The sequence below is a fragment of the uncultured Nonlabens sp. genome (genome assembly GCF_947495285.1).
Taxonomy (GTDB): Bacteria; Bacteroidota; Bacteroidia; order Flavobacteriales; family Flavobacteriaceae; genus Nonlabens.
In genome coordinates, this window is sequence record NZ_CANLXZ010000019.1 from 1 (window position 1) to 14,884 (window position 14,884).

Genomic DNA, 14,884 nt, shown 5'->3' on the forward strand with positions numbered 1-14,884 from the left:
TATCGAAACCACTTAATTAGCTTTGTGTCTATTTTATTTTTAAATTTAATGCTTCGTAAAACAATAAATATTTTTTTGTGCTGTCAATATCTCAATGAACTCCCCCAAACATTATAGCTAAAATCTTACTGCAAATCTTCACGACTTACTAACTGATCCTTTAACTTCTTTGAAGAACTTTTGCCTCGTTAAACATATATCTGTTTTCCTAAGCGGCTGCGAATATACAACCCTTTTTCTTTAACTTCCTAACTTTTTATTAATAAAATCTAAACTAAATTGGAAGAATATCAATAACTAATTGATATAAAGTATATTAAAATTTTTAAATGATAAAAATATAAAGTATATTACATAAATTATTCAACCCTATTTAGATTTTGGTTTTGAATAGTCAATAAATAACGGTATCTACAAAACATTAATCCGAATGAAAGGGTTAAACCTGTAAATAATCCGATCCAAATTCCTTGTAAGCCTAAATCAAGAGATTGACTTAGCAAATACGATATAAGTAAACCTATTACCCAATAAGAAAAGAAACATATAAGACTAGGTACCCAAACATCTTGTAATCCTCTTAGCGCACCTAACATGACGACTTGAAAACCATCGCTTAGTTGAAAAAATGCAGCAATTAAAAGTGCTCCAGCTGCTAGTTGTACAACCTCCCAATCATCGATATATAAGTACGGAAGTTGATTCCTGAATAAAATAAAACATAGTGCGAAAAATAGCTCCACAATAAGTGTCAATAAAAATATAGACTTGACAATTCTTTTCAACTCACCAAATTGATTCAGTCCTTTTTGATTACCGACTCTAATAGTAGCAGTCACACCTAAACCTACTCCTACCATGAATGTTAAAGCTGAAAGATTTAAGGCTATTTGATTTGCAGCCTGACTACTAGTTCCTAGTAATCCAGATAAAATAATTGCTGCTGTAAACAAACCTACTTCAAAAAACATTTGCAGAGCAGTAGGAAAACCAAGGTTCAACAATTTAGTCATAATACCTGCAGATTTGACCTTTATGAAAACAAGGTATTGTTTCAATTCTTTTTTAGTTAATAAGAAAGCTAGAATAATCAACACCATTACTATTCTAGAGATAAACGTACCTATCCCTGCACCTTCTACCTCTAATCTTGGAAAACCGAACTCTCCATATATAAATAAAAAATTCAAAAATACATTTATCAGATTAGCAATTATAGAAGCTGTCATGGAGTAGACCGTTTTTGATAAGCCATCGATAAATTGCTTTATAGCCTGAAACATCATTAAAGGAATCAAAGACAACGCAACCCATCTCATATAAGGGATAGCCAATTCCACAACTTCTTTAGGTTGATCTAACATTGACAAAATAGGTTCACAAAGAAGAACCACAAAAGTCAATAGCACACCTATAATCGTACATAATATAAAACCTTGTTTAAAAATCGAGCCTATTCTACCTATATCCTTTTTAGCATCTGCTTCTGAAACAAGTGGGGTTATAGCAAATGAAAAACCTATACCTATAGAGAGTGCTATAAAAATTAATGTGTTTCCTAAAGATACAGCCGCAAGTTGCGCCTTACCCAACTTACCTACCATAACGTTATCTGCTAGCGCTACTAGTAAATGCGCTATTTGACCAACCATGATCGGTACCGCTATTTTTAAGTTTGTTGAAAATTCTCTTGTATAATCTTTTAGTGCCATCTTGAATTGTAAAGAGGCGCAAAAGTAGTGAGATTCAGGATCTATACAACCATCTAATCCATGCTATTATCAACCACTCCATACTGGTCAAAAAGATAAATTAAGCTAGTCATTGTAGCCGCACCTAATTCTAATTCTCTTTTATTAACAGCTTTAAAAGTATCATTTGCCGCATGATGAAAGTCAAAATATCTTTGAGAATCTGGACGTAAACCAGCTAGTACGGTACCGCTATCTTTTAAGGGACCTACATCTGCACCACTGCCACCTTTTTCAAAATAATGAATTAAATAAGGTTTAAAAAGCTCTTTCCAAGAATGAACAACTTTCATTTGCTTATCGGTTGTGTCAAAGCTAAAACCTCTAGGGGAAAAACCACCTGCATCACTTTCTAAAGCAAAAATATGATTCTCATTTTTTGCCTTTGCTTGTTTTGCATACTCACGAGCTCCTTTTAATCCATTTTCTTCATTCATGAATAGTACAACTCTAATGGTTCTCAAGGGCTGGTAATCTAATTTTTTCAATGTTTCTAGAACCTGCATAGATTGCACCACACCAGCACCGTCATCATGACTACCATCACCTAAGTCCCATGAATCTAAATGACCACCTACAATAATGACTTCATTAGGATACTTAGCTCCTTTGATCTCTCCTATTACATTATAACTTTCTACATTACCCCAAACTGTGCAATCCTGTTTTAAGAAAAACTGAAGATTCTTATCTAGAGATAAGTAAGTATGTAACTTTTCAGCGTCGTTTGTACTTATTGCCGCAGCTGGAATATAATTTTCTACATCTAAGTCTCCATAACTCATAGAGCCGGTATGTGGAAAATCGTCCTGTCTTAAATTCATTGATCTAACTATAACACCTACAGCACCATATTTACCAGCTTCTTCTGCACCGCTGTATCGTTGATCTACACAGCCACCGTATGCCTCAAAAGTTTGAATTTTTGTAGGATCCATAGGTCTGTTATAGAACACAATTTTACCTTCTATTTCTTTTCTCCCTATTTGGGCTAATTGCTCTAAAGAAGTAACCTCTACCACTCCAGCCTTTATACCAGCTTCTCTAGTGGGAATAGAACCACCTAATGCGCAAACATTTACATTAATAGTTGAAAAATCATTTAATTGTATGTAGGCAAATTCTGGAGTACCACGTGTCCATTTAGGCACCATTACAGATTGTAATTCTGTGCGAGAAGAAAATTTTGCTATTTCCTTTTCTGTATATTCTACAGCTCTTTGAGCCTGTATGGAACCAGATAATCTTCCTCCTATATTATTAGATAGGTAATCTAACCACTCATAACTTTTGGACTCTGTAAGGCTGTAGTCATAAATTTTCTTAAGCATTAATGAATCTGCTTGAGATGTTTGTACTAGTTGCGCTTTCGCGAAAGCGGAACACAACAAAATAAGGAATCCAATAGTATGTAGTTTATTCATTTTCTAGCTCTTCAATGTATTTTTTAATATTTCCTGAAACCTCGTCATCTATTTGGGGTGGTTGAATGTACTCCTTTTGAGTAAGTGCATGCGCCAGTATTTTTGCGACTAATAATCTGGCCATGGGTTTATCATCTGCTGGGATGATGTGCCATGGAGCAACGTCTGTATGCGTGTGTTTAATAGCCTGTTCATAACAGTACATGTATTTATCCCAAAGTTTACGTTCTTTCAGATCGTCTTTTGAGAATTTCCAATTCTTTTCTGGTGTTCTCAATCTTCTTAATAGGCGTCTTTTTTGTTCTTCTTCACTTAAATTAAGGAAAAACTTAAAGATAAAGGTTCCGTTTTGAGTTAGTTCCTTTTCAAAATTATTGATCTGGTTGTAACGCATTTGCCAAAACTCTTCTGTAGCGTCTTCTGGCCCATTAAAATCAGGCAAGTTTTCTGCCATGAGATATTCTGGATGCACACGAGTAACTAAGACATTTTCATAATGGGTTCTATTAAAAATTCCAAAATGTCCCTTAGAAGGTAGCGCGATATAATGCCTCCATAAATAACCATGTGATAATTCTAAATCTGTAGGCACTTTAAAACTGTGCTGTACAACACCTCTTACATTAAAATCTTTAAAAACCTCTCTTATCAGACTGTCTTTACCAGAGGTATCCATACCTTGAAAACACACAAGTACCGCATGTTTATCATGTGCATAGAGTCTTGCTTGAAAATCTGCAAGTTCTCTTCTTACTTTTTCCAGTTCCTTTTTGGCTTCTTTTTTTGATAGTGCCTTCTTAGGCAATGTAGAATGTTCTTTAAGCTGCAACTTTGTAGATGCTTTGAATTCTTCTGAATGGATTTTATACATATTATTTACTTGCAAAAAGTTTTACATCTGTCTCACTAATTTCATCACCTCCTAATATAATGAGTCGTTCTACAACGTTGCGCAACTCTCGTATATTACCAGTCCAATCGTATTCTTGTAATAGTTTAAATGCTTTGTTTTCAAATTTCTTTGCTGCATTACCTTGTTCTTTGGCAATTTTTGCTGCAAAATGGTTAATCAATAAAGGAATATCATCTCTTCTATCGTTTAATGAAGGGACGTTAATTAGTATTACCGCAAGTCTGTGATATAAATCTTCTCTAAATTTCTTATCTTCTATCTCTTGTTTAAGATCTTTGTTAGTCGCTGCAAGAATTCTTACGTCTACCTTTATATCTTTATCACTACCGACACGTTGTATTTTATTTTCTTGTAACGCTCTTAGGACTTTGGCTTGCGCTTTGGCACTCATATCCCCTATTTCGTCTAGAAAAATAGTACCTCCGTTTGCTGCTTCAAATTTTCCTGCGCGGTCTTTATTAGCTCCTGTAAAACTACCTTTTACATGACCGAATAACTCGCTTTCTATTAACTCACTAGGTATAGCCGCACAATTCACTTCTATAAAAGGGCCTTTTGAACGGTCGCTTTTTTCGTGTAACCAGTGGGCAACAAGTTCTTTACCAGTACCATTTTCTCCTGTAATTAAAACTCTAGCGTCTGTAGGTGCTACTTTTTCAATAATATTTTTTATAATAACGATTAACTCGCTATTTCCTATCATCTCATAGTTTTTACTCACTTTTTTCTTGAGACGTTTGTTCTCTACTACTAGCTTTTTATTATCTAGCGCATTGCGTACTGTGTTTAAAAGTCTATTTAAATCTGGTGGCTTTGAAATATAATCAAAAGCTCCTAGACGCATCGTGTTTACTGCCGTATCTAGATCTCCATGTCCTGAGATCATGACGATAGGAATTTCTGGCTTTATTTTCTTAATAGCCTCTAGGACTTCTACACCGTCCATTTTAGGCATTTTTATATCACATAGAACAAGATCATAATCGTTATCCTTTATCAACTCTATACCTTCTAGACCGTCTACTGCCTCTACGACATTGTAATCTTTACTTTCTTCTGATAATATTTTACTTAAAACGCGACGTATCGCGCCTTCATCTTCTATAAGGAGAATATTTGCCATTATTATATTTTAAATTTTATTCCTATTCTAGAATAAAACGTATTAGTATCATTAAGTGTTACTACATCATCACCATTATCATCTCTAAGTCTGATGTCATTAATAAATGTATAACCTGCATAAATATAAGCCGAAATATGCTTAGTAAAATTATGTTGGTATCCAGGTCCGAACATTGCAACGGTCATAGAAACATCTTCTGCGACACCTCTTGTGGTAGGCTCGTCATTTTGAATATTTGCATAAAAACCATCTAGACGCGCATATAATTGCACATCATTTTTCTCATTAAATCGATATTTAAGATTCATTTTAGGAGCACCTAATGTAAAACTCCAGCTTTCATTAAGTTCTCTATAGTAATTAAGATAAGGTAATGGAAAAGGTCTACCTGCTGTGGTAGAGTATTGTACTCCTACCACTAGCTGCCATGGTTTACCACCATCTTGTCTTTTCTTTTCATTTTTTATAAAATAAACACTACCTATGAAAAAGTAATCGTCGCTACGTGCTTTTCCCTCGTCAAAATTTGAAGCTACTAATAGGCCAGCTCTTGATCCAAAACGCCAATTATTTTTCATAGGAAATGTATAGCCCAGTGCGACTTGATAACTTTCATATCTATCTGAGCCAAAATCTGTAGCTCTGAAATTATCTCTAACTAAATATTCTACGTTTCGGTACTCTAGGTAAGGAACAAGATAACTAGCATCTCCCACTTTGAGCGGTACGTTCACAAAAGTCCTGAATCTTCTAAAGCTGTTATTAGAATTACTTTGAGGAAAGTATGTGTACTCTGCTCTGAAAAGATCTGTTCCTTGTGAGTACGCTTTTGCGAAAGCGAAAACACAAAAGACTAAAAAACTAGTTCTTATAATTTTATTTAATCTAGCTATTTCTGCTATTTTTAGACTCTTCATCTATTTATTATTTATTATATGAATATCTCTTTGCGGAAATGGAATGCTCACATTATTTACTCTGAACGCTTTATCAATGTCAAATCGTATAGCACTTTTAATACGAGGCTCTGTAAAAGCATCTCTTACAAAGAAGTAAACTGCAAAATTTAATGAACTATCGCCAAATTCATTAAACATGACAAATGGCTCTGGACTTTGCAATACTCCTTTTTGATTTCTTACACATTCTATAAGTAATCTTTCTATTAATCGCGTATCACTGCCATAAGCAACACCTACGTTTACTTGTTCTCTAGTTTTAGGATGGTTTTGAGTATAATTATAAACTATTTCTGACATGAAAAGATGATTAGGGATAATCAATATTTTATCATCACGAGTAATTATTCTCGTACTCCTTAATTTTACTTCAAAGACACGGCCTACTTTGTTATTAATTTCTATAATATCATTTACTAGAACAGACCTGTCTATTAATATAGTTACCCCAGCAATTATATCTTTAAATAGATCTTGTAATGCAAAACCTAAACCTACAAATAATGCTGCACTAGCGGTTAAAAGTCCTGTAAGGTTCACGCCACTAGAATGCAAGACTGAGATAATTACTATGATGTAAACAATGTAATTAAAGAATTTAAAGGCACTCTCAAATTTGAGCTTATCTGGAGTATCCATCTTGCGTGTAACTACCTTTCTAACACCTCTTAATATGAAAGTAGTTATCAAGATGGCAAGTACTGCAAGAATGAGCATCCAAGTATTTAAATGAAAACCTCCATTTTTACCTGGCGCTATAATCTCATGAGTTAGAAACTCCTGTATTTTAACCCAATTTAAACCCATGACTAATATCGCAACCATTTATACAGCTCTTTCCAATTTGTTTTTTTACCGTACATTAAAATTCCTATTCTATAAATTTTGGCAGCTAGCATCGCTACACCTATGATACTTATGTATAATAATAACATACTTAATGCTATTTCCCACCACGCAATCTCACCAAAAGGGATTCTCATTAACATCACTATAGGTGAGGTTAATGGAATGTATGAAAATATTACTGCCACCGTACCATGAGGGTTGTCCATGACTGAAAAGAAACCTACATAAATGGCTAGCATTAATGGTAAAATTACTGGCAACATAAACTGTTGTGTATCTGTTTCATTATCTACAGCGGCACCTATAGCTGTGTAAATAGATGCATATAAAAAGTAACCTCCCATAAAGTAAATAAAGAAACAAATCAATATTTTGAGAATAGGTAGTTGCGCTATGTCGTTTGTAATTAATTGAAACTTATTAGGATCTTGTGCTTGTGCAAGCATGTCTGCATTTGCAGGTGTCGAAAATGCGTCTACCCCAAAAAATGTCGTTGCAACTATCATTAATATAAAACCGACTATTACCCAAATTATAAATTGGGTGATACCAGCTAGAGAAGTTCCTGTTATTTTACCTATCATAAGATAGATAGGTTTTACACTACTTACTATAATCTCAATAATACGATTTGTTTTTTCTTCTATCACAGATCGCATCACCATGTTGCCATAGATAATAATAAACATCATCAATAGATAACCAGCGATACCACCTGCAGCAATTTTTACCCAGCCGGACATTTTACTGGTCTTTTCTCCTGTAAAATTTTGTATTTGGATCTCTTTAGTTACTTTACGTCTATTGATCTCGTTAATATCAATACCAGCATCTTTTAAATTATTAACGGTAGCCTCTTTATTGATTTTATCTTCAATAGATTGTAAAAAACCTTGAGATGGAGAGTCGTCAGAATAAAAGCTTAAGTTAGCTAGTTGACCTTTTTGCGCTTCTATTAATATTAAACCGTAGTAGTCTGCTTCTTTACTAGCAGTTATCGCAGCTTCTTTAGAAATGCCATTAAGCTTAATGTACTCATTGCGCTTATTTGAATCAAATAAGGATATGTAGCTATCTTCAGTTTGATCTAAAATAGCTATTTTTCTACTCGTATCTGAATTTATACTAGTAAGCCACCCTATTAATAAAGCAACGCCTATAAATATTAATGGACTCACAAAAGTCATTATAATAAAGGTTCTATTTCTTACTTTATTAAGGTATTCTCTTTTAATAATAAGCCACAGTTTATCCATTATGCTGTACAGTTTGAATGAAAATATCATTAACACTAGGTATCACCTCACTAAAATGTGTTAATTCTCCTAATTGTGTTAATCGATTTAATGCACTAGGTACATCTATATGAGTAGGAATTTGAATTTGAACATCTAGCGTATTATCTAATCCTGATAAGACTATAGGTTGCGCATTAAACTCTATAGGTATTTGTTGAAAAGCCATGTCATTATTTTGACAAATAAGTGACACCGCATATTTGCGATCTCTATAGCGCTGTTTTACATCACTCAACTTACCTTGCAGGACTAGATTAGACTTATTAATAAGTGCGATGTGGTCGCACATCTCTTCTACACTTTCCATACGGTGCGTAGAAAAAATTATAGTTGCTCCATCATCTCTCAACTTTAAAATTTCGTCCTTTATGAGATTTGCATTTACTGGGTCAAAACCAGAAAATGGTTCATCAAAAATAAGCAAACTAGGCTCGTGCATGACAGTAACAATAAATTGTACTTTTTGCGCCATTCCTTTAGAAAGCTCTTCCAGTTTCTTGTTCCACCAGCCTTCTATACCTAATCTATCAAACCAGTAAGTGAGTCTATCCTTTGCCTCTGCTCTTGATAGACCTTTAAGCCTGGCTAGATAAATGCATTGTTCACCTACTTTCATAGATTTATAAAGCCCACGCTCTTCTGGCATGTACCCTATATCTTCTATGTGATTAGGTTTTAATTGCTCACCATTAAGAAGGATCTTCCCTTCGTCTGGCATCGTAATTTGATTTATGATTCTTATAAGTGATGTTTTACCAGCTCCATTAGGACCTAATAAACCATAAACACTTCCTTTGGGTACTGAGATGGATACATCATTTAATGCTGTATAATCTCCATATACCTTTTTTATATGTATTGCTTCTAACGCGTTTACCATCTATCTATTAATTGCGCTAAATTAACAAGAACCATATGGTATTGCTAAAGATTTAGAATAAAATAATAGGAATGCCAGTTAAAAAAAATATGTAGATCATGTAAATATGCAGTTTCTATAATTTAAAACCCTATTAATTACAAAAAGGCATAAAAAAAAACCACCTCTCTAATAAATAGGGAGGTGGAAAAATTGCTATGAAAAAGAAAAATAACAAATGGCTGGTTAACCATTTGTTGGTATAAATATATACTATTTTTTCTAATTCATTAAGTTTTCTTTAAGAAAACATATCTTTTACTTTTTCAAAGAAAGATTTATCTCCTTTTTCTGGAGCTGGATCAAAATTAGAATCTTTCATCATACTTTCAAAAAATTCTTTTTGATCCTTAGTTAAACTACGAGGTGTCCATACATTTACATGTACTAACAGATCTCCTGTAGCATACCCATTAAGGTTGGGCATTCCTTTACCACGTAATCTTAAAATCTTACCACTTTGAATTCCTGCTTCTACTGGTATACGTACTTTTCCTGTTACGGTCTGTATTTCTTTAGAAGTTCCTAAAACGGCTTCGGGCACACTTACATATAGATCATAATGGAGGTTATTCCCTTCACGCTGTAACTCTGCATGTGGTTTAACTTCTATATCAACAAGTAAATCACCGCTAACTCCATTACCTGGTGCGTCGTTTCCTTTTCCAGAAACCTTAAGACGCATATCAGACTCTACACCAGCAGGGATTTGAATAGTTACTGTTTCTTCAGTAGCTATCATTCCTTGAGAATCTGCTCCAGCTGGTTTGTTATTTAGGATTTGTCCTGCACCACCACATGTATTACATGGCGCAGCAGTTTGCATGCGGCCTAGTATTGTGTTTTGAATTCTAGTAACCTGACCGCTACCATTACAGGTAGTACACGTTTTATAAGAAACTCCAGGAGCTTGCTTTTTACGTTTTACTTTAACCTTTTTATCGACACCGTTTGCAGCTTCTTCTAGAGTAAGAGAGACACGTATACGTAAATCTTTTCCTTTTACCCTACGCTGGCCACCGCGGCCACCGCCACCGAAACCACCAAAACCGCCGCCACCGCCGCCGAAAATATCACCGAACTGACTAAAAATGTCATCCACGTCAAAACCTCCAGCACCGCCACCACCGAAACCGCCTGCGCCGCCAGAAGTATATGCCTGGTGACCTAACTGGTCATAACGAGATTTTTTTTGTGGATCACTTAAAGTTTCATAAGCCTCTGCAGCTTTTTTAAAGTTCTCCTCTGCTGCGTCATCTCCAGGGTTTTTATCTGGATGATACTGAATCGCTTTTTTTCTATAAGCTTTCTTTATCTCTGCCGCTGTTGCACTTCTCTGAATATCTAATATGTCGTAGAAATCTGCCATAATTATTGTCCTATAACTACTTTAGGAAAACGTATGATCTTGTCTCCTAGTTTATATCCTTTTTCTATCACGTCTACTATTTTACCTTTCATATCATCACTAGGTGCTGGTATTTGAGTAATTGCCTCGTGGACGTCTGCATTAAAGGTATCTCCTGCTCGCACGTCAAATTCTTCTAGACCTTTATTATTTAAGGTATTAGTTAATTTATTTGCAATTAACTTTACACCACTTGTCAGCTGCTCGTCTTCTGATTTATTAATTTCTACCATCGCTCTGTCAAAATCGTCTAGAACTGGCAGCATGTCTTTTAAGACACCTTCTCCTGCGGTTTTAAATAATTCTATGCGCTCCTTTGCAGTACGTCTTTTAAAGTTCTCAAACTCTGCAAACAGACGTAGGTATTTTTCTTTTTCTACTTGTAGTTGATCTTCTAGAATTTCTAGATCGCTGCGCTCGTCTTGTACCTCTTCAGTTACTTCTTGCTCGACAACCTCAGGTGCTTCCTGATCTTTTAAGTCTTTTTCGTTTGTATTCTTTGCCATCTTCTGACGATATCTTTTAAATAAATTCAACACTTTTTTATCGAGGTGTTTTAAATGGTTACGCTTTCGCGAAAGCGAGATAGCCACACTATTTTTCACCTAACTATACGCCATAAGGCAAAAGTGTTGCCATTTAAAATTGTGTGTCAAAATGTCACCGAGAATAATTAATATAGATTTAACGATGTTATATGTTTATAAATTTAATTTTGTTTCTCATTTAAATTTAAAGATAATGAAACGTAATTTTTTAAAACTTTCAGGTATGGCTCTTATGATTGCTTTTACCGTAGCGTGTAAAGACAATAAGAATGAGGTAGAAGCAATGGATAGTGAAGAAGCTGCTGTCGCAACTCAAGAAGCTGTTACTTATAAGGTAGATACTGAAGCTTCTAACATCGCATGGATAGGTTCTAAGCCTACTGAGGATCACACTGGTAACATCTCTCTTGCTGGCGGTATGGTTAAAGTGAATGGTGATGTTGTGGAGAGTGGTGAGTTTATTATAGATATGACCTCTATCGAGGTGACCGATCTAGAAGGAGATGCTGCTAATAATTTAAAAGCACACCTAGAAGGTACTGTAGAAGGAAAGGAAACTGACTTTTTTAATACTCCTAAATATCCTACTGCAAAATTTATAGTAACAGGCCTTAAAGCGACTGACAACAATACGACTCTAGAAGGTAATCTTACTCTTAAGGATGTGACTAAGAAAATCGCTTTTAACGTTACTGTTAAGTATGATGGTGATAAAATGATGCTTACTAGTGAGGACTTTACGATAGATAGAACAGACTGGGGTATACAGTATGGCTCTAGTAACTTTACTGATATAGTTGCTAACAAAGCAATATCTGATGATATTACATTAACTTTAAACATAGTTGCTACTAAGTAATTATTATTTTAAAGTCTTAATTTTAAAAGCCTTGCGATCTAAGATTGCAAGGCTTTTTTATTTATGGGTAAGATGGTATTTTTACTCTCTTAACTTTTTACATGAAAAACTTTTTACTCTCCACGCTTTCTATATTTTGCTTTATCACTACTACTGCGCAAGAAGTGGAGTTTATAGATCCTGATTTAATTAACACGTTATATGATTATGAGCAGGTAGAGATAGACTCTGTTCTTACTATAGAATTACCGTCTGATTATTTTAAAACTACTGAGAATGAAGATGGAATTGAGTCTCACTACTGGTTAGGTTATGGAGAGAATGACGTGGTTTATATGGTACATCGTGCTAGAATAGATGAGAGAATATGTCTATCTAACAGACGTGAGTTAAAGAGTTATTATGATAATACCTTAAATGAATGGACCAAAGATGAGGAAATTAAAGTGGTCAAAGACGAACGTGTTGTAGAGAACGACGTGTACCAAGCTTATTATATCCATAACGAAATGGATGAAGACGGAGAAGAGATGATCCAGAATTCTTATCGATTAGTCCAGATTAAAGAAACTCTTTACCAGATAGGTGTTACACAACCCTTAAAAACTAAGGACAGATCTGTGGATGAAGATTTTTTTAATAGTATAGTGATACAACCAGATTTTGCTTTAAAAAATCAATATACGGCGTGTGGCACTTTTGATTTAATTTTTGGCGATGAGGATGACGACTCTTCTACTACCGCTTATGAAATAGGTGAGATTTTAGGTGGCTTTGCTTGTGTTGCTATATTCTTATTACTATTGGGTCTAGTAATATTTTTTATGGTTAGAACTAATAGAAAGAATAAGCAAAAGGAATGGGATCAATTTAATAGTTAGGGCTATTGCTTTACTTTAAATATTTCCTTAAAGCTGGTTCTATTTCTGGGTATTTAAAAGAATAGCCTTTTTCTTCTATTCTTGAACTACTAGCATGCTGGCTAGCAAGAACGATAGAAGACATTTCACCTAGCATTACTTTCATTATAAACTCTGGTACGTTAGGGAGAAATACTGGTTTACCCATCACTTTTCCTATCTTACTTATCATAGGTCTATTTCTTACAGGATGTGGAGCCACACCATTATACACACCTTCTAGCTCGTGATTAAGTATGTGGATAAAAATGCCCGATAAGTCGTCTATAGCGACCCAACTTTGCCACATTTTACCGTTTCCAAATCCTGATCCTGCATAAAACTTTACAGGTTTAGACATTTGCTCTAACGCACCACCTTTGTCAGATAGGACTATTCCTATGCGTACAATGGCATGAGTGAGGCCTAGTTCTTTAAATTGAGTTCCTATTTTTTCCCAAGCGATACAAACATGTGCTAAGAAATTTGTTGCCGTAGGTGGTATCTCATCTTCTCTCAATGCTTTACCATCTTGATCATCTGGATAAATACCGATCGCACTAGCTGTAACTACATGCTTTACTCGATGCTCATTCTCTTTAAGTAAATTTAAAAGCAAGTAAGTACTGTCTATACGACTGTTGAGTATGCGTTTTTTTGCTGCCTCTGTCCATCTTTGAAAAACAGTCTCACCTGCCAGATGCACGATCACATCTACACCGTCTATACACGCTGCGTCTATGGTCATTTTATTTACATTCCATAAAAAGCCTTTATGATTATCGCTAGTTTTTATTGTGCTCTCTCTAGTAGTTAAATAATGAACCGTATGTCCTTGAGACAGTAAATCTTCTGATATTTTTGAGCCCACTAGACCAGTTGCTCCTGTAATAAGTATAACCATATTACGAATTTAATTATCAAACTGATGCGATACTATAATGTTTTAAATTAATTAACAACAAATAATAATCCTGACACAATGTGCATTAATAAAAGTAGATGGGTCAGGTAAAAGAATATTATAGTCGTATGGCAATTTCTTTATCATTTTCTATAGTAATTTTTGCATCATTCCAAGAAGGCGGGCCATAACTCATAGGGTTATTACTCATACCATAAGCCTCATGAGGCATTCCTTGATCTGTAAAATCCATTTGATTATTACCATTTTTATCATGTAAAACCATAATGGCATATTCTCCTGCTGGTATGTTTTCAAATATCGCAACAGCAACACCGCCTTTAATTTCTGCGGTTGCAGATTGTAATGGAGCAGCTTTCATGAATTGGTTTTCTGTACTCAGACTGTAAATTATAGTACCTCGATCGTTCTTTGCATTATCGACAGTAACTTTTAAGGTAAAGGTCTTTTGTGCACTTAGAGCCATAGAGAATAATAAAACGATAATAGTAGTAAAAAGAGTTTTCATATGTACGTATTTTAATTTGTTAGACAGGACAAATATGCAGTACTTTTCTAGTTAAGAATAATTGCATTAACCCAACTGTATTATTTACTTACTCAATTGTAAAAATCATACTAATATTATTATCAACAGTTTAGGTTTAAATTAATGACAAAATAGCATAGAGGTAAAAGTAGATCTTAAAAAACAGTCCCGAACAACACGTAGTAATTTCTTATTTACATCTAGATACTTATAGTTCTTATGCGTTAGAACTTAATTAGTATCAAAAACCCATAGAACTAGCACATTTAATTCTCTGTGTCCATATTCTGCATATTCGGTAGTTTACAAAAAAAAACTGTTTAAAATAGCGGTAACTAGATAGAAAAAATCACTTCATGAGAATACCATAATGGGATCTGGTAAATCTGTACCTATCTACGATGTTTTAACTAAAAAAAAATGAAAAATCAATGTTATGAAAGCAATTAATAAGTTCGTTATATGGATAGAAGAATA

The 14,884-nt window shown here is 34.4% G+C and carries 14 protein-coding genes; 2 read left to right on the forward strand and 12 right to left on the reverse strand.

Features of this window, described 5'->3' with window-relative positions:
- Positions 1-359: 359 nt before the first annotated feature.
- From Q0838_RS09185 to Q0838_RS09230, 10 genes are all read right to left on the reverse strand, one after another.
- Complete coding sequence (locus tag Q0838_RS09185; RefSeq protein ID WP_298953876.1) at positions 360-1,712, reverse strand: MATE family efflux transporter; 1,353 nt, start codon at positions 1,710-1,712, stop codon at positions 360-362.
- 53 nt (positions 1,713-1,765) lie between these two features.
- Complete coding sequence (locus Q0838_RS09190; protein ID WP_298953879.1) at positions 1,766-3,175, reverse strand: M20/M25/M40 family metallo-hydrolase; 1,410 nt, start codon at positions 3,173-3,175, stop codon at positions 1,766-1,768.
- On the reverse strand, positions 3,168-4,046 hold the full coding sequence (locus Q0838_RS09195; RefSeq protein WP_298953882.1) for a PPK2 family polyphosphate kinase: 879 nt from the start codon (positions 4,044-4,046) through the stop codon (positions 3,168-3,170). Before Q0838_RS09195 ends, Q0838_RS09190 begins: the two co-directional genes overlap by 8 nt.
- 1 nt (position 4,047) lies before the next feature.
- Positions 4,048-5,211: a sigma-54 dependent transcriptional regulator gene (locus Q0838_RS09200; protein WP_298953885.1), complete on the reverse strand. Its 1,164-nt coding sequence runs from the start codon at positions 5,209-5,211 to the stop codon at positions 4,048-4,050.
- A 2-nt stretch (positions 5,212-5,213) separates the two neighbouring features.
- The gene (locus Q0838_RS09205; protein WP_298953888.1) at positions 5,214-6,131 is read right to left on the reverse strand and encodes a DUF6268 family outer membrane beta-barrel protein; all 918 of its coding nucleotides are present in this window, start codon (positions 6,129-6,131) and stop codon (positions 5,214-5,216) included.
- On the reverse strand, positions 6,132-6,998 hold the full coding sequence (locus Q0838_RS09210; RefSeq protein WP_298953890.1) for a mechanosensitive ion channel domain-containing protein: 867 nt from the start codon (positions 6,996-6,998) through the stop codon (positions 6,132-6,134).
- Positions 6,983-8,278, reverse strand: coding sequence for an ABC transporter permease (locus Q0838_RS09215; protein WP_298953895.1), 1,296 nt, complete (start codon positions 8,276-8,278; stop codon positions 6,983-6,985). Before Q0838_RS09215 ends, Q0838_RS09210 begins: the two co-directional genes overlap by 16 nt.
- Positions 8,271-9,200, reverse strand: a complete 930-nt coding sequence (locus tag Q0838_RS09220) for an ABC transporter ATP-binding protein (protein WP_298953898.1) — start codon at positions 9,198-9,200, stop codon at positions 8,271-8,273. The genes Q0838_RS09215 and Q0838_RS09220 overlap by 8 nt, the downstream gene beginning before the upstream one ends.
- Before the next feature lie 280 nt (positions 9,201-9,480).
- On the reverse strand, positions 9,481-10,611 hold the full coding sequence (gene dnaJ / locus Q0838_RS09225; RefSeq protein ID WP_298954036.1) for a molecular chaperone DnaJ: 1,131 nt from the start codon (positions 10,609-10,611) through the stop codon (positions 9,481-9,483).
- On the reverse strand, positions 10,611-11,153 hold the full coding sequence (locus Q0838_RS09230; RefSeq protein WP_298954038.1) for a nucleotide exchange factor GrpE: 543 nt from the start codon (positions 11,151-11,153) through the stop codon (positions 10,611-10,613). Before Q0838_RS09230 ends, dnaJ begins: the two co-directional genes overlap by 1 nt.
- Positions 11,154-11,388: 235 nt before the next feature.
- Between Q0838_RS09230 and Q0838_RS09235 the strand changes: the two genes are divergently transcribed.
- Both Q0838_RS09235 and Q0838_RS09240 read left to right on the forward strand, forming a co-directional pair.
- Positions 11,389-12,054 carry a YceI family protein gene (locus tag Q0838_RS09235; protein WP_298953901.1) on the forward strand — a complete coding sequence of 222 codons (666 nt, stop codon included), beginning with the start codon at positions 11,389-11,391 and terminating at the stop codon, positions 12,052-12,054.
- Positions 12,055-12,155: 101 nt separating this feature from the next.
- Positions 12,156-12,935, forward strand: coding sequence for a hypothetical protein (locus tag Q0838_RS09240; protein WP_298953902.1), 780 nt, complete (start codon positions 12,156-12,158; stop codon positions 12,933-12,935).
- A gap of 10 nt (positions 12,936-12,945) precedes the next feature.
- Here Q0838_RS09240 and Q0838_RS09245 read toward each other — a convergent pair whose 3' ends face one another.
- A complete protein-coding gene (locus tag Q0838_RS09245; RefSeq protein WP_298953904.1) occupies positions 12,946-13,857 on the reverse strand; it encodes a TIGR01777 family oxidoreductase in 912 nt (303 codons plus the stop codon).
- Between the two features lie 118 nt (positions 13,858-13,975).
- The gene (locus Q0838_RS09250; RefSeq protein ID WP_298953906.1) at positions 13,976-14,386 is read right to left on the reverse strand and encodes a DUF2141 domain-containing protein; all 411 of its coding nucleotides are present in this window, start codon (positions 14,384-14,386) and stop codon (positions 13,976-13,978) included.
- Positions 14,387-14,884 lie beyond the last annotated feature (498 nt).